The 21,486-nt window shown below is 39.2% G+C and carries 20 protein-coding genes; 15 read left to right on the top strand and 5 right to left on the bottom strand.

The window, feature by feature from the left end:
• Window positions 1-177: 177 nt before the first annotated feature.
• Window positions 178-1,119 (bottom strand): LysR substrate-binding domain-containing protein, encoded by a 942-nt coding sequence (locus ACLR96_RS02180; RefSeq protein WP_177270406.1) that lies wholly within the window; start codon window positions 1,117-1,119, stop codon window positions 178-180.
• Between the two features lie 174 nt (window positions 1,120-1,293).
• Between ACLR96_RS02180 and ACLR96_RS02185 the strand changes: the two genes are divergently transcribed.
• The 12 genes from ACLR96_RS02185 to ACLR96_RS02240 all read left to right on the top strand — a co-directional run bounded on the left by ACLR96_RS02185 (window position 1,294) and on the right by ACLR96_RS02240 (window position 14,232).
• Window positions 1,294-2,391, top strand: a complete 1,098-nt coding sequence (locus ACLR96_RS02185) for a hypothetical protein (RefSeq protein WP_177270408.1) — start codon at window positions 1,294-1,296, stop codon at window positions 2,389-2,391.
• The gene (locus ACLR96_RS02190; RefSeq protein ID WP_177270410.1) at window positions 2,384-3,199 is read left to right on the top strand and encodes a carbon-nitrogen hydrolase family protein; all 816 of its coding nucleotides are present in this window, start codon (window positions 2,384-2,386) and stop codon (window positions 3,197-3,199) included. Before ACLR96_RS02185 ends, ACLR96_RS02190 begins: the two co-directional genes overlap by 8 nt.
• A 30-nt stretch (window positions 3,200-3,229) precedes the next feature.
• Window positions 3,230-4,117 carry a DUF6282 family protein gene (locus ACLR96_RS02195; RefSeq protein WP_243206937.1) on the top strand — a complete coding sequence of 296 codons (888 nt, stop codon included), beginning with the start codon at window positions 3,230-3,232 and terminating at the stop codon, window positions 4,115-4,117.
• A gap of 32 nt (window positions 4,118-4,149) precedes the next feature.
• On the top strand, window positions 4,150-5,844 hold the full coding sequence (gene ilvD, locus ACLR96_RS02200; RefSeq protein WP_177270412.1) for a dihydroxy-acid dehydratase: 1,695 nt from the start codon (window positions 4,150-4,152) through the stop codon (window positions 5,842-5,844).
• A gap of 17 nt (window positions 5,845-5,861) precedes the next feature.
• On the top strand, window positions 5,862-6,740 hold the full coding sequence (locus tag ACLR96_RS02205; protein WP_177270414.1) for an alpha/beta fold hydrolase: 879 nt from the start codon (window positions 5,862-5,864) through the stop codon (window positions 6,738-6,740).
• 147 nt (window positions 6,741-6,887) lie between these two features.
• Window positions 6,888-7,187 carry a phage holin gene (locus tag ACLR96_RS02210; protein WP_177270416.1) on the top strand — a complete coding sequence of 100 codons (300 nt, stop codon included), beginning with the start codon at window positions 6,888-6,890 and terminating at the stop codon, window positions 7,185-7,187.
• 2 nt (window positions 7,188-7,189) lie between these two features.
• A complete protein-coding gene (locus ACLR96_RS02215; RefSeq protein WP_177270424.1) occupies window positions 7,190-7,915 on the top strand; it encodes a peptidoglycan-binding protein in 726 nt (241 codons plus the stop codon).
• A gap of 144 nt (window positions 7,916-8,059) precedes the next feature.
• Entirely contained in the window at window positions 8,060-8,536 is a 477-nt protein-coding gene (locus ACLR96_RS02220) for a PaaI family thioesterase (protein WP_177270426.1), read from the top strand.
• 156 nt (window positions 8,537-8,692) lie between these two features.
• Window positions 8,693-9,796, top strand: a complete 1,104-nt coding sequence (gene carA / locus ACLR96_RS02225) for a glutamine-hydrolyzing carbamoyl-phosphate synthase small subunit (protein ID WP_177270470.1) — start codon at window positions 8,693-8,695, stop codon at window positions 9,794-9,796.
• On the top strand, window positions 9,789-12,989 hold the full coding sequence (carB, locus tag ACLR96_RS02230; RefSeq protein ID WP_177270428.1) for a carbamoyl-phosphate synthase (glutamine-hydrolyzing) large subunit: 3,201 nt from the start codon (window positions 9,789-9,791) through the stop codon (window positions 12,987-12,989). The genes carA and carB overlap by 8 nt, the downstream gene beginning before the upstream one ends.
• Before the next feature lie 120 nt (window positions 12,990-13,109).
• Complete coding sequence (locus ACLR96_RS02235) at window positions 13,110-13,298, top strand: hypothetical protein (protein WP_177270430.1); 189 nt, start codon at window positions 13,110-13,112, stop codon at window positions 13,296-13,298.
• Between the two features lie 100 nt (window positions 13,299-13,398).
• On the top strand, window positions 13,399-14,232 hold the full coding sequence (locus ACLR96_RS02240; protein WP_177270438.1) for a TerC/Alx family metal homeostasis membrane protein: 834 nt from the start codon (window positions 13,399-13,401) through the stop codon (window positions 14,230-14,232).
• Window positions 14,233-14,251: 19 nt separating this feature from the next.
• Here the strand turns inward: ACLR96_RS02240 and ACLR96_RS02245 are convergent, their stop codons facing one another.
• Entirely contained in the window at window positions 14,252-15,013 is a 762-nt protein-coding gene (locus ACLR96_RS02245; RefSeq protein ID WP_177270440.1) for a Na-translocating system protein MpsC family protein, read from the bottom strand.
• Window positions 15,014-15,040: 27 nt separating this feature from the next.
• Window positions 15,041-16,780 (bottom strand): ATP-binding protein, encoded by a 1,740-nt coding sequence (locus ACLR96_RS02250; RefSeq protein WP_412265096.1) that lies wholly within the window; start codon window positions 16,778-16,780, stop codon window positions 15,041-15,043.
• 307 nt (window positions 16,781-17,087) lie between these two features.
• On the opposite strand from ACLR96_RS02250, the gene ACLR96_RS02255 reads away from it, so the two are divergent.
• Window positions 17,088-19,322: a M28 family peptidase gene (locus ACLR96_RS02255; protein WP_177270444.1), complete on the top strand. Its 2,235-nt coding sequence runs from the start codon at window positions 17,088-17,090 to the stop codon at window positions 19,320-19,322.
• Between the two features lie 137 nt (window positions 19,323-19,459).
• On the opposite strand, the gene ACLR96_RS02260 is transcribed toward ACLR96_RS02255, so the two are convergent.
• The gene (locus ACLR96_RS02260; protein WP_177270446.1) at window positions 19,460-20,008 is read right to left on the bottom strand and encodes a YfcE family phosphodiesterase; all 549 of its coding nucleotides are present in this window, start codon (window positions 20,006-20,008) and stop codon (window positions 19,460-19,462) included.
• Window positions 20,009-20,102: 94 nt separating this feature from the next.
• Here ACLR96_RS02260 and ACLR96_RS02265 point away from each other — a divergent pair, with 94 nt between their 5' ends.
• Window positions 20,103-20,537, top strand: a complete 435-nt coding sequence (locus ACLR96_RS02265) for a hypothetical protein (protein WP_177270448.1) — start codon at window positions 20,103-20,105, stop codon at window positions 20,535-20,537.
• Between the two features lie 5 nt (window positions 20,538-20,542).
• Window positions 20,543-21,280: a Fic family protein gene (locus ACLR96_RS02270; protein WP_177270450.1), complete on the top strand. Its 738-nt coding sequence runs from the start codon at window positions 20,543-20,545 to the stop codon at window positions 21,278-21,280.
• On the opposite strand, the gene ACLR96_RS02275 is transcribed toward ACLR96_RS02270, so the two are convergent.
• Window positions 21,281-21,486 (bottom strand): ATP-binding protein (locus tag ACLR96_RS02275; RefSeq protein WP_412265097.1); only part of this gene is annotated, 206 nt, incomplete at its 5' end.

Genomic DNA, 21,486 nt, shown 5'->3' on the forward strand with positions numbered 1-21,486 from the left:
CTCATAACCCGGAGGCCGCAGGTTCAAATCCTGTCCCCGCAACCATAGAAAATGGCTGAATCTCAATGATTCAGCCATTATTATTTTTTATTTTCGGGAAATTTAATTATATCGTAAAAATGCTATGATGCAAGGAAAGTAACTTTGTATACTATAAAAGATGGAGAATAAAGTTTCTTAGTGTTTCTTTATCTTCTGCAACAATGTGTTTATAAGAAGTTTTTCGAATTCTAATATGTACAATGGTTTTTCTGCATCAAGCATTGAGACGATTTCGAGACGAAGCGGTTTAGCAAATGAATCGATAGGAATAACATGTATAAGTTCATTTTTTCGGCAGATTCTGTTATGGGATGAGATGTGCGACAAGAGCATGTCGGAGCTTACAATGGCGCCCAGCCCTTTAGCGCACAGTGCTATTTGTGTGGCAGTATCACTTATCTGATATGGGAATAAAAGTTCAACATGGTGGGCATCCATACAATCTTGGAGCAGCCTGTTAACGACACTTGTAGAATAACTTTTGATGAAAGGCACATGTTCAAATACTTTCAGGTTTGAGACTCCTTTAAGGAGTTCTTTTTTGATTTCCGGAAAGGACTGATTCAGCAGACCTTCTGAGATACATATGCAAAGATTGTCATCACACACATGGATGTAAGATAGATCCTTTTTATAAGGGGGATTGACTCCGAGAAAAAGGTCCACGTATCCTTTTCTTAAGTTATCTTCCAATATCATAGTATCATTGTTAAGAAACAATACTTCAACTTTAGGGAAAAGAGAATTATAAAGGGGCATGATCTCGGGGAGGATAATCTGAGCACGGGAAGCTCCTATTCCTACTGTAAATCGGCCCCTTTCCCCTGTTGCGTGCTGCCGTATGGTTTCGTTTGTGCTGCTTTCGATCACTTTTATTTTTTGAAGGGAATTCATAAGTGATATTCCAGCTTCAGTCAAAGCGAACGGTTTGCGTGTAAAGAGTTTGACTCCATAGTTTTTTTCCAGTCTGTTTATATGATCACTTACACATTGCTGTGAGACAAAGGCTCTCTTAGCAGCTTTGCTTATGCTCAGTTCTTCGGCAACATATAAAAAAATTTCTTGGTTTACTTGCATTTTAACTCCTTCTCGACATTATCCTGTTTTTTACAATTAAAATATATCATATAAACAGTAAAAATAACAAGATAAACCTTGTTATTATAAAGAATATACTTGTTTGAATTTGTGATTTGCAAGGGATATAATTTTAGGGGAATAATATGTCGTTTTAGAAAGGATTGGGCGTTTATGACAGGAAGTAGTAATGTAAGAATTTTAAATGTTGTAAAGATTGCCGGAGTGTTCATCGCATGGGCGATAGGTTCAGGTTCAGTAACCGGACAGGCGTCACTGCAGTATTTTTGCGCGTACGGAGCATGGGGGTTCCTGGGAATAGTTATTGACTGTTTGCTTCATTTATTTTTGCTGCTGGCATTTTTCAGTATCGGACATAAGATGCAGTTTGAAAATCCTCTTGCCATATACACATATTTCAGCGGTGAAAAGATAGGCAAGATTTTTCAGGTGCTTTCTATAATATTACTTTATTCGGCACCTGTAGTAATGATTTCGGGGTTTGGGGCATCTCTTAATCAGCATTTCGGAGTACCTACCCAGGTGGGATCAATTTTGCTGGGAGTACTGTGCCTTATCACTATATTGCTGGGATTGAAAAAACTTGTTAATATAACAGGCAGTATAGGACCTTTCATGATAATGCTTACTATAGCGATTTGTCTGATATATCTTTTTAATAATATAGATGGGCTTTCTGAGGGAATTAAAGAAGCTCCGCAGATAGGGATAGCGAAGATAGCTCCGTACTGGTGGCTTGCAGGATTGTATTATACTACATGTACTCCGTTTCAGTCAGCTCCGTTTTTTGCGGCAACGGCAAAAAATTTCGATGTGAAAGCGGAACTTAAGTATGGAGCTGTATTAGGGGTCATTCTTTACGGTATTACTGATGCAGTAATGGCATGTGCATTGTTTTCCAATATTGAAGTTTTAAGTGAAAAGATGATACCTAATCTTTATATAGCAAATCTTATTTCACCTGCGTTGGGATTTGTATTTATCATAGTTATATTCTTAGCTATTTATTCATCATGTGTACCTGCTATGTTTACACTGTGTGCATCATTTAAGAAAGAAAAGACGCCGGGCTACAATAAATTTGCTGTCTGTCTTGTTACAGCATCTGTACTTTGTTCAATGCTTCTTCCTTTTGACAGACTTCTCGGATTGGTTTACGGTACATATGGGGTGCTGGGAGGAATTCTTGTAATCTTTATTTTTGCAAAACAAATGAGAGACAGAAAAGAGGAAAAGCTTAAAAATGTGTAAGTTTAAAATAGCTTTGATACAGGATGAATGGGATCTCGGTAACAGAGCTGCCAATGTAAAAAAAGCTGAAGAAAAGATTCGTGAGGCTCATAATGGAGGAGCTGATTTCATATGTCTTCCGGAAGGATTCAATACGGGATATTACTGTTTTGATTATCCTGCCATGATGGAAGCAGCAGAAGCTCTTGACGCAGAGACGGTGACTGTCATGAAGAATCTGGCTGAGGAGCTCAGTGTACATATACTTGTGCCTATAATAATGTTAGCGGAGAATGGTATAGTAGAGAATACAGCTATTCTTATAGATGACGAAGGAAAGATGATCGGCAGGTATTCAAAGACTCATCTGGTGGGACAGGAGCAGTTTCATCTTTGCAGCGGAAATGATTTTCCTGTGTTTGACACAAAGTTTGGCAGAGTGGGTATAGTTATATGTTATGACATATGTTTTCCTGAAACGGCACGCCTTCTTGCACTTGAAGGTGCAGATCTGATTCTTTGTCCATCTGCGTGGCGCGGAGGTTCGTATTTTGAGAATTGGCTCAATCAAGCTACAGAAGCTCGAGCGCTTGACAATAATGTGTTTGTTGCTCATGTTAATTATATTGGTGAGCTTCCGGATTCACCTTTCTGCGGACGCAGTCAGGTGGTGAGTCCTATAGGAGAAGTACTCTGCAGGGCTTCTGCAGATGAAGCAGAAATCATATATCAGGATATAGATATGAATTTTGTATATGAAGTAAGAAAAGACAATACTGTATTGTCAGACAGGAGACCCGAGATTTATTCGGGGATATGGAAAAAATAAAAAGGATTTAATGACCGGATCATTGACGTAATGTTCTGGTCATTATTGAAGATGGAGACTATGCTTAACAGAGAATTGACAAATGAAATAATGCAGGGCGCATATGATCTTCATGTCCATTCAGCTCCGTCAGCATTTGATAGGGAGCTCAACGATCTGGAACTTATCATGGAAGCTGACGAAGCGGGAATGGCAGGAGTGATGATAAAGGCCCATTATGGATCTACTGCGCCGAGAGCCGCCCTTATCAACAGTATAAGCGGATGTACGGCCAAAGCTTATGGGGGGCTTGTTCTTAATTATCCTGTCGGCGGATTAAATCCATATGCCGTAATTGATTCGTTGCGTATGGGAGCATCTGTTGTATGGATGCCTACGAGAGATTCGGCGAACTGTCTCTCATATGGACTAATGCCGGGAGATTTCTTTACAAGGCCCGGTATTTCAGTACTTGATGAAGCCGGAAAGCTTAAGAATGAGGTATATGAAATACTGGACATAGTAGGAGAAAGTGGTGCTTTCATGGCAACAGGACATCTCAGTCCTGAAGAAAGCATCATATTATGCAGAGAAGGGCGGAAAAGAAGGGTTAATATGATATTGACTCATCCGGAATGGCAGAGAACTGTCATAGATACGGAAATACAGGCCGAATTAGCAAAACTCGGAGTATTGATAGAGAAAAATTGGATAAATATTGCCGAATACTCTGTATCGGTTGAAAAGATGGCAGAGAATATAAGAGCGGCAGGCCCGGAGAATGTTTTTCTTGCCACTGACAGAGGACAGAAAGGTTTTGAACATCCTGTAGAAGCTATGAGACTCTTTATAGCCAATCTTTTACAGCAAGGGTTTAAAAGATCTGAAATAGAGATGATGACTCATGAGGTTCCTGAAAGGATCGTAAAAGGAAAATGAGATGGTAATGTAGAAAACCGGAGGGATAAAAATTGAAAGAATCAAAATTTCAATACAGTAAATATAAAAGCGGAGAACTCGTAAACGGAATAGAAAGAGCTGCCCACAGAGCGCTACTTTACAGCACTGGTCTTGATGAAGAGGACTTGCGAAAGCCTCTTGTAGCTGTTGTAAATTCATTTACGGAAATGGTTCCAGGACACATACACTTGAGGGAACTGGCTGAACATGTAAAGAACGGTATATGGGAAGCAGGAGGGGTTCCCAGAGAGTTCAGCACCATAGCCTTATGTGATGGCATATGTCAGGGACATAAGGGCATGAGTTATCCGCTTCCAAGCAGAGAAAACATTGCCGATGCAGTGGAAATGATGATAGAGGCTCATCATTTTGACGCCATGGTAATGCTTCCGGGCTGTGATAAAATAGTCCCGGGAATGATTATGGCGGCGGCCAGAGTGGATATTCCTACAGTGATAATTCCGGGAGGCCCTATGCTTAACGGAAGTTACAAGGATAAGGAAATAATTACTCTCACTGATATGAGAGAGTTTATAGGGCAGACACAGACAGGAAAAATGTCTGAGGAAGATTTACTGAATATAGAGAAGCGTGCGCTGCCAACTTATGGTACTTGCGCTATGCTGGGAACGGCCAATTCCATGAGTTGTCTGGCAGAAGTCTTAGGCCTGGCGCTGCCCAATTCATGTACAGCTCCTGCTGTTTCCGCAGAAAAAAGAAGATTTGCGAAAAAATCGGGAAAACGTGCAGTAGAGATGATAAAAGAGAATCTCACTGTGAGGAAGATATTGACAAGAGAAGCTTTGCTAAACGGAATAAGCGCTGTAATGGCTATGGGCTCATCTACTAATACAGTGCTTCATCTGATGTCTATTGCAAATGAGGCTGGGATTTCTCTGTCCCTTAGAGACTTTGATGAAGTAAGTAAGAAAGTTCCTTATATATGCAACCTGAAGCCTTCCGGCAAATATCCCGTGCAGGAGCTTCACGAGAGGGGCGGACTGCCTGTAGTACTTAAGGCTATAGAGAAACAGCTGTGTGATGGACATATGACGGTAACGGGAAAAACAATTAAGGAAAATATCAAGGATGTGAAGATTGTAGAAGATGACCTTATTTATCCTATAGATAAGCCTAAGAATCGAGATGGCGGTATAGCCGTACTTTACGGAAGCTTGGCGCCGAACGGTGCTGTTGTTAAAAAATCGGGAGTTAAGCCTTCCATGTATCAGTTTACGGGAAGAGCGAGGGTATTTCATTCCATGGAAGATGCCAGCGCCGCAGTATCAGGGGATCAGATAAAAGAAGGCGATGTAATAGTAATAAGATATGAAGGGCCTAAAGGCGGTCCGGGAATGAGAGAAATGCACATGACCACATCTCTTATAGTAGGCAGAGGAATGGATGAAAGCTGTGCATTAGTAACAGACGGACGTTTTTCAGGCTCCACAAGAGGTCCATGCATAGGACATATATCTCCGGAAGCAGCCGCAGGAGGACCTATCGCAGCTGTAGAAGATGGAGACCGAATAATTATTGACATACCTGCAGGAAGGCTTGATCTTGACGTTCCCGATGAAGTTATACAGGACAGACTCAAACACGTTAAGCCATGTGAGAAGGAAGCTACCCCTGCACTCCGAAAGTATGCTGCTCTTGTGTCATCGGCAGATAAGGGCGCAGTGCTTGAAATTCCGAAAAAATAAATTTTATGGAGGATAAGATGATAACTAAAGATTTGATATTTTATAGTAATTGCTATAAGCTTGCTGCCGTGCTTTACCTTCCTGATAATTATGAAGAAGGTAGAGCTCTTCCTTGTATAATACCTAATTCGGGATATATGGGACTTAATGAGATTTATCCTGCATTATTTGCGAGAGCGTTGACTGCCAGAGGGTATGCATGCTTTGGGTTTGATTATAGAGGCTTTTTAGACAATGAGGGACCGGCCGGCGTCTGCAAACTGGATGAACAGGTTGAGGACATAAGAAATGCGGTTACCTTTGCCGGAACTCTTGATGAAATTGATGCAGAAAGAATAGGCTTGTTAGGCTGGGGGATGGCCGGGGGATTAGTGGCTGAAGTTGCTGAGAAAGATGACAGAGTAAAAGCAGTTGCTGCACTGAATGGGTTTTACTGTGGCAGACGATGGATGAAAACTGTATTTACACGGGAAGAATTTTCCGCGATGGAAAAGGAGATAGAGGCGGAGAGAATTAGATTGGTATGCAGCGGTGTCAGAAAATATGATGATCCTTTCCATTTTTATCCTTTGGATAATGATACTGATGGGGTGGTAAGAGAAGATTTGTATTCTCATAGTGGTTACGGTCAGGAAATATCTCTTGAAATAGGACAGTCAATAATGGAATTTGACTGTGAAAAGAATATCCGAGATATCAAAGTTCCTGTATTTGTGGGTCATGGAAAGGGCAACAGACTGCATCCTATCTCAGAATCTTATAATTTTTATGATAAGCTTATTTGTAAAAAAGAAATGTTTGAAATAGATGGAAAGCACAATGATTTTATGTTTGATGACAATCCGGTTTTTCATGATTTGAACGATCGTCTTGCAAGATTTTTTGAATGTATGTAATAAATAATATTTTAAATGGCTTTGGAGGTATATTTTATTGCTGAAGTCATTTTTAGTATTAAATTTGAATTTTGATGATCTTAAGGTTATTCTTCAGCAATCACATAAAACCTCTTACAGCATATTTGTAATGTAGGAGGTTTTATTATGAAAAAAGAAGTATCAAGGTCGATCATCAGACTGATCGTAGCATCCTTTTTATTGATAAATGCTATTCTTACAGCAAAGGGTATAAATCCTATACCATTTGATGAATCTACTTTTACTGAGATCGCAACACAGATCGCAGCCGGTATCGGCTGTATATGGGTGTGGTGGAAGAATAACAATGTGACTAAAAGTGCTCAGTATGCTCAGGAATCGCTGAAGGTTTTAAAAGAAAAACATGTGGATGACGGCGAGGCAGGTGTAAATGAGAGTGATGAAGATATAGAAACGGAGGAGTAGCCATGTTGACCATAAGACAATATCAAAGTAATTTAAAACATTATTATGGCTACTATTCAGGAGCTGTGGATGGTATAAGGGGAGCCGGAACTATTGCGGCGATAAAAGCCTTTCAGAGAGGGCACAGTGTTTATGCCGATGGCATTTACGGCGTCAATACGAATGCTAAAATGGTATCGGTAATAAAATCGCTGCAGGGTAAATTAAGCGTGACACGTGACGGTATCATCGGGAATAACACTATCGCTGCAATAAAGGCGACACAGAAAAAATACGGTCTTACGGTGGATGGCATAGCAGGTACGAAGACGATGGCAAAGCTTAACGGAGGAAGTTCGGGGTCATCCGGTTCCGGTTCCGGAACATGGAACGGCTCTTCTCATTTCAGTAAAACAGAATTTAAGTGTAAGTGCGGCGGCCGGTATTGTAATGGATATCCGGCTACTGTAAGTACAAAACTTATCAATATTCTGGAATCACTGAGAGCCTATTATGGAAAACCGATAACCATCACATCAGGACTCAGATGCGCAAGGCATAATGCTAATGTGGGAGGGGTTTCGAATTCCGCTCATAAATATGGCAGGGCTGCCGATATTTATATACCCGGTATATGCAGTACTGCAGCCGGACGAAGGCAGGTTGTATCTAAGGCGTATTCTCTGGGAGCCGCTTACTCTTATGCTAATACAAAAGGAATGGGTAATGTAGTGCATATCAATGTTTGATTATAAGCCCCTGGAATGTGAAGACATGACAGGGGCTTTTCGTATTATAAATGATGTTTTCAGTATTTCACTATTTGATTGTTTACCTGCAGTGTAGTATTATTATATGAGAAAAGATGCTTTTCAGCATAGGGAGGTGTTGTGATGCAGGAATCAGTATCCAGCGGACAGAAACGGTTGGAAGCTTATGTTGACAGAACTCTTAAAGAGAATAATATGGAGCAGAAGGATAGTATAAATGGCATGATGCAGGCTAGAAAAGTAAGCTGTTCTTTTGAAGAAAAATCTGTTACATTCGGTTTTCCTGTTCGCAGATGGCAGGTGAACAGAGTAGGGCAGCTCCATGGAGGTATGATATGCACAGCTTTTGACTTTACGATAGCTTTTCTTGCCAGATTTTATGCCGGTAAGAATTTTACGCCGACAGTCAGTCTGGATGTGAAGTATATAAGGCCTGTGGAGGTGGGAGATGTTATGCTTGTTAAAGCGAAAGTAACATCTGCAGGAAGGCGGATAACACAGCTCGTATGTGAGGCAGTAAGCCAGAATACCGGTAAACTGGTAGCCACAGGAGCATCTGTATATATGAATGTAGATACCGTAGAAGAAAGACAGATTTGATTTTTCGGTAAAAATTTACATAATGCATAAAAAGCATATGAATAGTGTTGCATAAACATTAATAACAGTGTATAATTATTTATCAGTGACAAGATTGCTATTTATCGAATGTGTAAGGAGATTAGACATAGTATCATGATTAAAACGATTGAAAAAATGGAAGGGTTAATTTACTTGGAAGACGGGACCGTGTTTAAGGGAACAGGTTTTGGATTTAAAGGAACTGCTGTTGGAGAACTTGTCTTTAATACAGCGATGACAGGATATCAGAAGATATTGACAGACCCATCGTATAAAGGACAGATAATAAATATGACATATCCGCTTATAGGCAATTACGGTATCAGCTCTGTAGATAATGAATCAGAAAAGGTACATGCCTTTGGTGTAGTTGTGAAGGATCTATGTGATATGCCGTCTAACAGCAATAGTATAATGACTATAGACAAATGGCTCAGAGATATGGGAGTGCCGGGCGTGTTCGGTGTAGATACGAGACAGATAACTAAGAAAATAAGAAATAAGGGAACTGTTAAATGTGTCATCAGTACCGAAGGTATATCCATAAGTGAAGCTGCTGAAATATGTGACAGAGGTCAGATCAGAGGAGACTGGATGAAAGAAGCAGCCGTAAAGGAAAAAACTGTAATGAAATCCCTTTCTGATTCTGATGAAAAACCTCTCAGTGTAGCGGTCATAGATTTTGGTGTCAAAGGCAATATCCTTACATGTCTCAGAGAAAGAAACTGCGAACTTACATTGTATCCTTACGGAACTTTAGCGGAACAGATTCTTGCAGGCAAGCCTGACGGAATATTTCTTACTAATGGACCGGGGGATCCGGAAAAAGCTGAGGAAGCTATAGAAGAAGTCAGACATCTTATAAATATGAGCGGTATACCTATGTTCGGCATATGCATGGGGCATCAGGTTCTTGCCATTGCTCTGGGCGGTAAGACATATAAACTTAAATACGGGCACAGAGGCGGTAACCATGGTGTATTCGACAAGAATACTAAACGTTCTTACATAACATCGCAAAACCACGGATATGCAGTTCAGTATGAGAGTATAATTCTTAAAGGAATGGAGATAACACATCTGAACCTTAATGACGGCACTGTAGAAGGAATGGAACACAGAGATCTGCCTATATTTTCTGTCCAGTTCCACCCGGAGGCATCACCGGGACCTAATGATACAGGTTATCTGTTTGATAAATTTATTGCAATGATGAAGGAGGACAAAAACAATGCCTAAGAAGTCATATCTGAAAAAAATACTTATAATAGGCTCCGGTCCAATCGTCATCGGTCAGGCTGCGGAGTTTGACTACGCAGGAACTCAGGCATGCAAAGCCATAAGAGAAGAAGGAATAGAGACGATACTTGTTAACAGCAATCCTGCGACTATAATGACAGACAAGGGTATTGCTGATAAGGTATATATGGAGCCGCTTACAGAGGAAGCTCTTGAGCAGATTTTAGAGAAGGAAAAACCTGACGGCATGCTGGCAGGTTTCGGAGGCCAGACCGGACTGAATCTGGCGATGGAGCTTGAGAGGAAAGGAATCCTTGAAAAACATGGAACAGCTCTGTTGGGAGTCAATAGGGAAAGTATAAGAAAAGCCGAAGATAGAGAAGAATTCAAATCTCTTATGCAGGAAATCGGAGAGCCTATCCCCAGCAGTGTTATAGCGACATCTATGGATGAGTGTTATGAATTTGTTAAGCAAGAAGGTTATCCTGTAATAATAAGACCCGCCTATACGCTGGGGGGAACAGGCGGCGGTATCGCTGAAAATAAAAAAGAATTAGAGCTTTTGTGTATGAAAGGCATGGAAAACAGCGCTATCGGCCAGATTCTGCTGGAAAAATCCGTAGCAGGGTGGAAGGAGATAGAGTATGAGGTGATAAGGGACAGCCGTGACAACTGTATAATAATATGCAGTATGGAAAACCTTGACCCTGTCGGCGTACATACAGGTGACAGCATTGTTGTAGCTCCAACACAGACTTTAAGAGATGCTGAGTATCAGATGCTTAGAGATGCATCCATAAAAATAATCAGAAACCTCCAGATAGAAGGAGGCTGTAATGTACAGTTTGCTCTTGATCCTGATACAGGTAAGTATATAGTAATAGAAGTAAATCCGAGAGTAAGTCGTTCATCAGCGTTGGCATCTAAGGCGGCAGGATATCCGATAGCCAAGATAGCTGCCAAGATTGCTATAGGATATAATTTAGATGAGCTCTCAAACTATGTGACACAGACGACGAGCGCATGCTTTGAGCCTACTTTAGACTATGTTGTTGTTAAATTTCCTAAATGGCCTTTCGACAAGTTCAGAACTGCTTCCAGGAAGCTGGGAACACAGATGAAAGCCACGGGAGAAGTGATGTCCATAGATAGAACATTTGAAAGCGCATTGCTGAAAGCGCTTACTTCTATAGAGATCAAATGTGATGGTCTTCATATTCCTTTTGTAACAGGGCTTGATGATGAAAAACTCATAGAAAAACTTAAAGCATGTGATGATGAAAGAATCTTCTGTATTGCGGAAGTTATGAGAAGGAAGCTTATAGAAGTCGAAGGCCTTTATAGTTTGACAAAGATAGACAGATGGTTTCTAAATAAGATAAAGGGTATAATAGATCTGGAAGAAAAGCTTCAGGAAGGACCTCTTACAAAAGAGCTGGTATATGAGGCAGAAGCCAGAGGGTTCACAGATACGGATATAATAACACTTTCAGGGATTTCAAGAGATGTGCTTCAGGATATAAGGGTATACAACGATATATACCCTGTATATAAGATGGTAGATACATGCGGAGGTGAATTTGACGCTCTCACCCCATATTATTATTCCTGCTATGATGAAGAAGATGAAAGTGTAAGAAGCCCTGAAGAAAAGATTTTGGTGATAGGATCCGGGCCTATAAGGATAGGTCAGGGAATAGAATTCGATTATTGCTGCGTGCAAGGAGTCTGGGCTATCAAGGAACTTGGATATGAAGCTATCATTATGAACAACAATCCGGAGACTGTGAGTACAGATTTTGATACATCGGACAAGCTTTATTTTGAATCGCTTCATATAGATAATGTGATGAATGTAATAAAACGAGAGCGTCCATATGGTGTGATACTGCAATTTGGCGGGCAGACATCGCTGAATCTGGCAGAAAAACTTAACAGCAGAAGCATAAATATTCTGGGAACATCATATAAAAATATAGACCTGGCAGAAGACAGAGAAAAGTTCTGTGAGCTTTTGGATGATCTGGAGATAGCAGTGCCTGAGGGTGTAGCTGTGACAAATCAGGAAGATGCCTTTGCTGCTGTGAGAAAGCTTGGTTATCCTCTGGTGGTAAGGCCATCATATGTAATTGGCGGTCGTGCTATGCAGGTAGTTTATAATGATGTGGAGCTTAAGAGATATCTTAAAGAAGCAGTGTCACTTTCTACAGAACATCCGGTGCTTATTGACCAATATATACAGGGAAAAGAGATAGAGGTTGATGCTATAGCTGACGGAGAGGATATATTAATACCGGGGATAATGGAGCACGTTGAAAGAGCAGGGGTTCATTCGGGAGACAGTATTTCCGTATATCCTAATTATTCTCTTTCCGAGGAAGTGGAAAATACGCTGCTGGATTATACAAAGAGAATCTCTAAAGCGTTAAATGTAGTAGGTCTTGTGAATATCCAGTATGCTTATGACGGGAAGAAAATCTATGTTATAGAAGTAAACCCGAGGGCTTCGCGTACAGTTCCTATTTTGAGCAAGGTAACAAGAGTGCCTATGGTAAAGCTGGCAGTAGCCGCTATGTTGGGGCATAAGCTGAAAGATAGTCAGTACGGTACAGGACTTTATAAAAAAACTGAAGAATTTGCAGTAAAGGTTCCTGTATTTTCCAGCGCAAAGTTGACAGATATGGATATAGCGCTGGGGCCTGAGATGAAATCAACAGGTGAGGTGCTGGGAATAGATAAGAATTTGGAAAAAGCAATTTATAAAGGATTCTTAGGAGCAGGAATGGATATTCCGACGGAAGGCAATATTTTTGTTACGCTTAGAGAATCAGAACAGAACACATATACGGCAGATATACTTAAAGAGTATGGAGAGGCCGGATTTAAATTGTATGCTACAGATGATACGATAGATTTCATGAATGCTCACGATATTCCGGTGGAGGCTATGAACTATGATACGGCTGAGAAATGGATAATGAACCATGACAGCAGCAGCGGCGAGAATATTTCTCTCGTAATAAATCTGCCGACAGTTGCCAACAGAAAGGAAAACGACAGTTTCCCGGTAAGAAGAAAAGCCATTGAAAGAGGCATATCCGTAATGACATGTATGGATACTGCAAGAGTTTTCCTAAAAGCAATAAAACTGAAGCAGAAAGAGATCAGACTGGATTACAATACGCTGGATTGACGCTGAGGAAAAGTAACAAGAATATTTTTCGGTATTTATACTGGAAATCAACATAATTCTCTGGTATTATTAATAAGTTACTAATATACGCTTTAATAGTAGCATTGGAGGAATGAAAAAATGATATTACTTTTCTTAGCATTGATATTCGGAATAGCTGTAATGATATTTATGATTGCTAGTATGATCAGAGGCAGGAATAAAGAAAACAGTAAACTGGTAAATATATTGAAAGTTATAGTTACCATTGAAGCGATCGTGTTTATAGTGATATTTGTGATAGTGATCATAAAGACGATGGCAACATGATAAAAGTTTGAAGATTAAGAGATATAAGTAAAGGGCTGATGGTGAATCAGCCCTTTTTAAACGGATTTAATCGGATATTAAATTTTGAGGAGAAGGATAGATGAATGAAATAAAACATGCTATTAAATGGGTCTGCTTCTGGATGGCTATGGCTGCTTTATGCTGTACAGCTGTATGGATGTTTATGGGAAGTAAAAGCGGGCTTGAATTTGCTGCAGGATATCTTATAGAGCTGAGTCTCAGTGTAGATAATCTGTTTGTATTCATGTCTATCTTTATGGCGTTTGGCATAAAAGAAGAAGCCCAGCACAGGGTTTTGAGCTGGGGCATAATGGGAGCAATAGTACTGAGGTTTCTGTTTATTTTCTTCGGGCTTAAGATAGTTACATCATTTGGGTGGATACTTTACATATTTGGAGCTATACTCATAATAAACGGAATAAAAATGCTTGCCGGCAAAGAGGAAGAGATAAAGCCTCAGGACAGCAGAATCATAAAAATCGTAGGAAAGATTCTTCCAATGACTGAAGGTTTCAAAGGGAAAAAATTTATGGTTAGAGTTAAGGGGAGACGTGTTTTTACTCCACTGTTTGCGATACTTTGCCTCGTGGAATGCTCAGATATAATTTTTGCGATAGATTCAGTTCCGGCTGTATTTTCTGTTTCTACTAATCTGCTGATTGTATATACATCAAATATATTTGCCATATTGGGACTAAGGCAGATGTATTTTGTACTGGAACATCTTCAGGAACGTTTTCAGTATGTTAAATATGGGGTTGGTATAATACTTATGTTTACAGGAATAAAGCTTCTTGCGGTGATTATTGGGCTGCATATTTCCACCGTATTATCCATCTGTATTATTTTCTTTGTGATCATATGGAGTGTAATACTGTCCATGCTGATCTCCGGCAGACAAAACAGGATATAAGAAATAATAAGTAAAAGCATTATATATCACGTATGCGGAATACAGAGGTCTCCTTATCTTTACGAGCATCAGCTCTTATGCTGCGGAGTTCTACGAGAGTTTCTGTGATTTCGCTTATAATACAGGAGAGCTCTTCTTCTATAGAATAGTAAAAGAGACGATGACTTTCTTCTACATGTCCGGTATTTCTGATATCATTCATCAGAGTTTTTTCTAAAGTATTAAGAATGCCGTAAGCCGTTATTTCTATAGTGTCATTTGATATGGATACTACAGTATCTCTCGGACCGCGTCCGGATCTGAGTTTCAATGTTTTTATGAAAGCTTTTCTGATGCTCTCTTCTGTTTCATTTTTTTTGTCAAATTTGAAACAGAGAGTTGTCGAAGATTGTTCTTTGTTGTATAGAATGGATTCACCTATTCTGTACAGTTTTTCTTCAAACGCTTCCATATCTATGGGTTTGACTATATAATTTTCTATATCTAAATCGACAGCTTCAAGTATTGTACTTACATCTGCGACTGATGATGTGATTAGAAATCTGCATGATGAATTCGTTTCCCGTACTTTTTTTATCATCTCCAGACCGCCCATTCCGGGAAGAAGTATGTCTACAATAGCTATGTCCGGATTATATTTGCTGAATAGTTCGATCCCTTTCTCGGCATTTTCGGCAAGGAGAACTTTGCCAAAACGTCTTTTCAGAAATCGTTCTATGCTTGAACGTGTATTATCATTATCTTCGATATAAATTACTTTGAGGGTTTTAAATGTATTCATGATTTTGTTCTGAATGACCCGGTGCGATCATTCTTTCCTTTCTTTTATAGATATGGTGAATGTCACACCATTCTTATTATTGACAAATGATATGCGCCCATTGAAATGGTTTTCTATTATCTGCTTGACCATATAGAGGCCTATACCGGTTCCTCCTTCTTTTTCTTTTGTGGAATAATACGGCAGAAAAATTTTCTCACTATCCTCTTTAGGTATGTTTTTTCCGCTGTTGAAGATATTAAGGGAGATATGTGTGGTCTCTGCTGTATTTTTGATTTCTGAAGAAATTTTTATTATACCGGGTGTTATTTTTGAGGAAATAACAGAGTCTCGGGCATTTTCCAGTATATTAAAGATACATTGTATGAATTCATTTCTGTAGTTGGTTATGGATATATCATCTGCTACATCATTTATTATATTCACCTGGTTTATTACCAGATTTTCATTCATTATGGAAAGCGCTTTATCGACACTGTCTTTCAAAAAAAATTGCTCTTTGCGCCTGTCCGGCTTGAGAAAATCAGCAAAGTCTGTTATGGTACCGGACATGATGGAAACATTTTCACGTATCTTAGCCTGATACTCATTGAAACGGTCAGATGTCAGCTCATCTGAATAATAATCATCCTTCATGTTGGAAATATCTATATTAATGTTGTTCAGAGGCTGTTTGCACTGATGCGCTATATTGCCTATCATTTCTCCCAGTTTTGCCTGTCGGGACTGGTTAATAAGAAGTATTTCATTTTGCTGGGCAGATTCTATGACTGGATCGTAATATCGTTTTATGAGTATGATGGTCATGATTATGATTATAAGTATTGTCATAAGCATGGTTATCATTAAAGTTCTTCGTGTTTCATTGGCGGATGTCATAACAGTTGCTGATGTTTGCGTTGTGGCTAGAATCCATCCATTATTCAGTGTCGTATATGCGGCTATATGTTTTTTACCGTCAGAAGCCTTATACCAGATAGGAGAATCTTCAGGAAAAGATTTTTGTATCTGGGAAGAGAGTGAGGAATAATGTTTCATAGGATCTTCAATATCTTCACTTGATGCACAGTAGTTCATATTTCCGTCGAAAAGGACTATCTGACTGTCGCTGTATATTTTCATGAATTTAAGAATATCATCGATTTCAGTCATGAGCATATCAGAGCCTACTATTCCTATAAGGTTGCCGTCATAGTCATATACCGATTTAGTGTGAGTGGCCATATACTCATTCAAGGAACTTTCATAATCTAAGGCTCCCCAATATTCACCGTTTTTTATAGCATCATAGTAATAATCTACCCGTGGATTGCCTTTGATAAGCCAGCTGGGAGCAAGTGAGCGTGCGTCTATATAATTGACAGTACCATCTTTGTAGGCATACCATACCTCTTCCATACCAGAATGAAGGTCTGGAGAAAATGTTACATATATTCCGGATATGTGTTCCGTTTTTTTCAATGAGTGTTTTATTATATTTCCTGTCTGATTCTTCAGCTGCAGGAAGGTATCGTAGTTATGAATATAATCTTTACCGGAAAATGTGACTTGGACGGTAGAATGAAGCATGTTTATCAGATTTGACATGCTGTTGAATACCATATCCAGATCAGTTCCTGCACTTCTGATGGCATACTCTGTCTTATCTTCAGCTTCTATCTCAAAAGCTTGCTGATTCCGGAAAAGACCGATGATCTCTACAGGCAGAGCGATGAGAAGCGCACTCAGTATTATTAAAATGATTACACGTGTGAATGGTTTTTTCATTTCGAGATACGTTCTCCAATCTTCTTGACAACTGCATTTCAAGATAAATGATATCATCTTTTGGAAAGTTTAACTACTGTTGTCAATAAATTTTTAAAAATTTAAAATTTATTGACATATCTAAAGATTTATAGTACTATTTTTTTATGAAGGATTGCAGACTATTGTATAGGAGGCGATGCTTTAAGGTTTGGATATGAAAGTTGAGAGACTAAGAAGGAATTGCAGTTATATTGCTTTTTATGGATCAACGCATTGTTTTGCGTTGATCTTTTTGTTTTTATCATTATATTTTAAGGAGGGAAAAATGAAGAAACTTTTAACCTATTTGCCGCTTACGCTTTTAATGGCGTTTGTAATGATGATGGCAACATCTTGTTCAAAGACCAGTGATCTTTCTATGCAGGAAGATATTGACAAGATGCTGGAATTTACAGCTGATGCTACAGATGAGGCTGAAGATGTTGCCTATAAGCTGGCATATGATGAGGAACTATGGGATGATTCCACTGGATTCAGAACGGCAGGGTCTGATGCGGAACACCGAGCGGCAGATTATCTGGCAGAAGAATTTGAAAAAATAGGCCTTTCAGATGTGAAGAAAGAGCCTGTAACAGTGGATAAATGGCAGTTTAATGAGGCTTATATGAATATCAGCTACAGTGATAAGAATGGACAGAAGAAAGAACTTAATATTGATGATATGGTATCTTATGCTGCTCAGGGAACAAAACAGCTTGGCGGAGATTACAGTAGTCTTGGGATTGTTGATATGGGGACAGGTACCGAAGCGGAGTATCAGGCCTATTATGAAGAGAACGATTGTACTGATATGTCAGGGAAAATTGTTCTCGTAGGTGTAGATCAGTGGAATGAAGTTTGGATAGACGGTCCATATATGGAAGCTGCTGTTCAAGGCGCTGAAGCGATAGTAAGTTACTCTGTTGGAGGTTATGCTCAGTATGATGAGGATACTATCAATATACAGGATATATGCGCCCCTGATATGAAGATGCCATGTACATCCATATCTAAGAATGAGGCTGAAAAGATACAGAAGATTTTAAAATCAGGAAAGAATATATCGGCAGAGCTTTATGTAGACAATGAGGTAGGAAGCCAAAACGGAACAAGCTATAATGTCACAGGAACTATAAAAGGAACAGAAAATACAGGGCAGAGGATAATAGTTGCCGGCCACTATGATAAATATTTTTACGGATTCGAGGATGACTGCACAGCTGTAGGTCTTGCAACAGGTATAGCCAAGGCTATTATAGACTCAGGCTATCAGCCGGCAAATGATATAGTATTCATAGCCCATGGAGCTGAGGAGTGGGGACGTTTTGACACTTCCACCGATTGGGCTATAGGTTCATGGGAAATGATTACGACAGCTCATCCCCAGTGGCAGGGAAGTACATTGGCCCTGATCAATTTTGAAATGCCAAGTGTGGATAGTTTCAACGATGTAGGTATTATGCGTACTTCTTATGAGTTGGGGGAGATAGGAAATACACTGTTCTCATCAGGCCTTATAAATGAAGTGGATTCTTTTTATAAGGATGGTGTAGAGGTTAAAAATGATGATCAGGAATTGCCGAGAACGGACTGCATATCATATCAGTTTAACGGGGTTCCCGCATTTATGCCAAGACAGGAGGATAAAACCGAATGGTCTCAGAACAGATATCATACTCCTAAAGATGATGATAATGTAGATGATGACAAAGGGGATGGAGTTCACAGCAAGGAACTTCTTGAGTATCAGCTGTCTTTGTATTCGGCCCTTGCTATGTATATTGACGGAACACCTGCTCTGGCACTTGACTTCAACAGCAGATGTGATGATTTTGAAGCAGCTATAGAGGATACAGAAAAATATGCTTCAAAAGAATCAGTAGCTGCATATAAAGATGCTCTTGAAGAACTCAGAGAATCTGCACAAGAAAATCTTGCTGCGGCAAAAGATATAAATTCTGATTATGAGAAAGCTTATAGAGAAGATGATAAGGAGGCTATGAAAGCAGCGAGAGAAAAAGGGACAGAGCACAACACTAAAGCCCTGGCTGCATTCAAATATGTTCAGGATCAGTTTATGGGGCTGGCAGATTATGGCGATATAGAACTGCATCATAAAGGACTGCAAAATAATCTTGACCTTTATACAGGAGTTGTGGATGCTATAAGTGACGGTGAAATAACAGAAGATGACGTATGGCTTGCTTCAGAAATAAACGGATATTATGAATATTATGCTTATCTTTACAGTGATGAGGTATGTGCGCTTTCCAACGGACTGTTGATGAACGATAAAGTGGAAAGTAATTGGGGAAGCAATAAGATGACACTTGCTATAAAAGATTCGTGGAAAACAACGAAAAATATGTATGCCAAATGGAATGAAGGTGTTACAGATCCGGCAGCTTATGAAGGATTTGCAGAAGAATATAAGGGATATATTGATATTCTGAAAGCAGATCTTCAGGAGTTTGTAAATAGTGAGACTGAGGCTATGAAACAGCTGAAGGATATGATATAAAAGAATAGTATATAAGAAAAACAGCGGACTGCTTCATAGACAGCCGCTGTTTTATCTTTCTGATGTTTATGGCGTACATAGTGGTATTGTTAAATGCAAAGTCATTCATTTTTTGAAAATAGAGTCTCTGAATTTTCTTAAAACCTGTCGCTGTAATTCAGCAGATTTCTTATGAATCCTGCCTGGGGAGGCTTCTTGTTCCCCATTATGGTGGAATAGTATACAATAGAGGCATCAAAACTATCTTTGCTTGTTCTGATTATAGCATATGATCCGCTGCTGCCGTCCCTGGGAAGTGTAAGACTGCCGGGATTAATGAGATATATACCTTGTTCATGTTCTATAAGCGCTTTGTGGGTATGGCCAAAGACTACAGCTTTACATTGATTCTCCATTGCTTTGTACATAAGAGTATTCAACTGGTATTTGACGTTTTCCATGTGTCCGTGTGTGATCATGATTTTTCCGTATTCTGTGTCAAATGTTTTAAAGTCATTCCTGCTGTATCCGCCGTCACAGTTTCCTTTCACTGCTAAAACAGGAACCTTAAGTTCTCTTTCCAGTTTGTTTCCGTCTGATATAAAATCCCCTGCATGTATTATAAGATCTATATCGGTGAGTTTAGGCCATATATCTCTTATTTTATTGAGTTTTCCGTGTGTATCACTGATAACTAAAATTTTCATAAATTAAGTTTATCATAATTAAGTATCATTGACTATACTTTAATTTTAAAGTAAAATGAAAAATAAGATAAAATAGGAAAGATTTGGTCATCATATGTCAGAAAATAAAAAAACAATAAAAACAGACGGTCAGGATCTGGCTGAAAAAGCTGAAGAAATTAAGAAATCGGGAGTTACTGACGTCATTATAACTGTAAACACTTTCAATCATACCAGATATAAAAAAACAAACGGAGGAAAAGAGCTGCAGCCGGTAATAGACGGACTGAATTGCGCTGTAGGTCAGAAGCTTAATATAAGATTGGATGTAGCTATAGAAGAAGGTTTTAATGATGATGAAATCTTGGATTTTTTGCAGCTTACATTCCAGCATAAATTTGATATCGTATTTCTTCCTACCATAAGCTATGATTTTTTAAAGAGCAAAATGCCTGCGTTGAAGAAGCTCGAAGGGGATTTTGGCGAGATTGAAATGTATAAATATCCGGTATCAGTAGGAAGAATCGGATTCTTGAAAGGTCAGGAGTAAAATATATGCATGAAAAGCTATATGATATGAAAAAGGAATTGACAGGACTGCTTAAACAAGACAGGCTTTTGAAGTCTGCCGTAAGGGAAGTCAATAAGATAGATATGATCAAAGGCTCTCTTATTGTAAGAAATCCAAGGCATGATAAGATCGCAGTAGATGAGATACTTAAAGGAGACCTCCAAAGAGATGTTCCTGTCAAGGACTATGTGTTTATGGAGAATTTCTGCAAAGTCATAAATGTTGCATATAACTGTTTGGAAATGGGAAATTATCTTGATAAATATTTTCTTATAAGCGCCTATAGGATACTTATAGAGGATGAAAGCGGATATTTCAGAAAAACCAATCCTGTGGTATATTCGTATAATCATGTACCGACGCATGCTCTGGATATAGAGGAGAAGCTTGACGATGCTCTAAGACGTGTTTACAGTCTTGAAGCCGGAAATAATGTGATTCTTAAGGCTATGTATATTCATAATAAGCTGATAGAGATATATCCATTCAGCCAATATAGCGGTGAATTGGCTGTATTTGCTATGAATTATTATCTGATGGAAAACGGTCTTGCTCCGATAAATATGCCTATCTCAAGAGAAGACTATTTTAATATTGTAGGTGATTGCCTTAAAGGTCATCGGCAGGAAGAATTTTATAATTTCCTGTGTAGGGCTGTTTATGATAAGATGCAGGGAACGATAGATGCCTGCAGAGAATATCTTAAGAACCAGAATGCTTGATCATTCCGGAAATGATATGATTATAAAAAGTTTAGAGTCGCGGTATTCAGATTTTATACTGCCTCCCATCTGTTCTGTCAGCAGTTTGGCTATAGAAAGGCCGAGTCCTGTTGAATTTCTGTCTGTTTCAACCGTATAAAAACGATCGAAGAGCTGACCTGCAGCTACGGTATTCATGTTAGGAGCATTATTGGAAAATATGATGG

This window comes from Lentihominibacter sp., from assembly GCF_046951855.1.
Lineage (GTDB): Bacteria > Bacillota > Clostridia > Peptostreptococcales > Anaerovoracaceae > Lentihominibacter > Lentihominibacter hominis.

Bases quoted from the DNA above. Each gene is read 5' to 3' on its own strand.
- ACLR96_RS02270 (WP_177270450.1), top strand. From the start codon at position 20,543: ATGCATGAAAAGCTATATGATATGAAAAAGGAATTGACAGGACTGCTT.
- ACLR96_RS02245 (WP_177270440.1), bottom strand. From the start codon at position 15,013: ATGAATACATTTAAAACCCTCAAAGTAATTTATATCGAAGATAATGAT.
- ACLR96_RS02185 (WP_177270408.1), top strand. From the start codon at position 1,294: ATGACAGGAAGTAGTAATGTAAGAATTTTAAATGTTGTAAAGATTGCC.
- ACLR96_RS02180 (WP_177270406.1), bottom strand. From the start codon at position 1,119: ATGCAAGTAAACCAAGAAATTTTTTTATATGTTGCCGAAGAACTGAGC.
- ACLR96_RS02210 (WP_177270416.1), top strand. From the start codon at position 6,888: ATGAAAAAAGAAGTATCAAGGTCGATCATCAGACTGATCGTAGCATCC.
- ACLR96_RS02265 (WP_177270448.1), top strand. From the start codon at position 20,103: ATGTCAGAAAATAAAAAAACAATAAAAACAGACGGTCAGGATCTGGCT.
- ACLR96_RS02205 (WP_177270414.1), top strand. From the start codon at position 5,862: ATGATAACTAAAGATTTGATATTTTATAGTAATTGCTATAAGCTTGCT.
- ACLR96_RS02240 (WP_177270438.1), top strand. From the start codon at position 13,399: ATGAATGAAATAAAACATGCTATTAAATGGGTCTGCTTCTGGATGGCT.
- ACLR96_RS02260 (WP_177270446.1), bottom strand. From the start codon at position 20,008: ATGAAAATTTTAGTTATCAGTGATACACACGGAAAACTCAATAAAATA.
- ACLR96_RS02215 (WP_177270424.1), top strand. From the start codon at position 7,190: ATGTTGACCATAAGACAATATCAAAGTAATTTAAAACATTATTATGGC.
- ACLR96_RS02255 (WP_177270444.1), top strand. From the start codon at position 17,088: ATGAAGAAACTTTTAACCTATTTGCCGCTTACGCTTTTAATGGCGTTT.
- ACLR96_RS02195 (WP_243206937.1), top strand. From the start codon at position 3,230: ATGTTCTGGTCATTATTGAAGATGGAGACTATGCTTAACAGAGAATTG.
- ACLR96_RS02220 (WP_177270426.1), top strand. From the start codon at position 8,060: ATGCAGGAATCAGTATCCAGCGGACAGAAACGGTTGGAAGCTTATGTT.
- carB (WP_177270428.1), top strand. From the start codon at position 9,789: ATGCCTAAGAAGTCATATCTGAAAAAAATACTTATAATAGGCTCCGGT.
- ACLR96_RS02190 (WP_177270410.1), top strand. From the start codon at position 2,384: ATGTGTAAGTTTAAAATAGCTTTGATACAGGATGAATGGGATCTCGGT.
- ACLR96_RS02250 (WP_412265096.1), bottom strand. From the start codon at position 16,780: ATGAAAAAACCATTCACACGTGTAATCATTTTAATAATACTGAGTGCG.
- ACLR96_RS02235 (WP_177270430.1), top strand. From the start codon at position 13,110: ATGATATTACTTTTCTTAGCATTGATATTCGGAATAGCTGTAATGATA.
- carA (WP_177270470.1), top strand. From the start codon at position 8,693: ATGGAAGGGTTAATTTACTTGGAAGACGGGACCGTGTTTAAGGGAACA.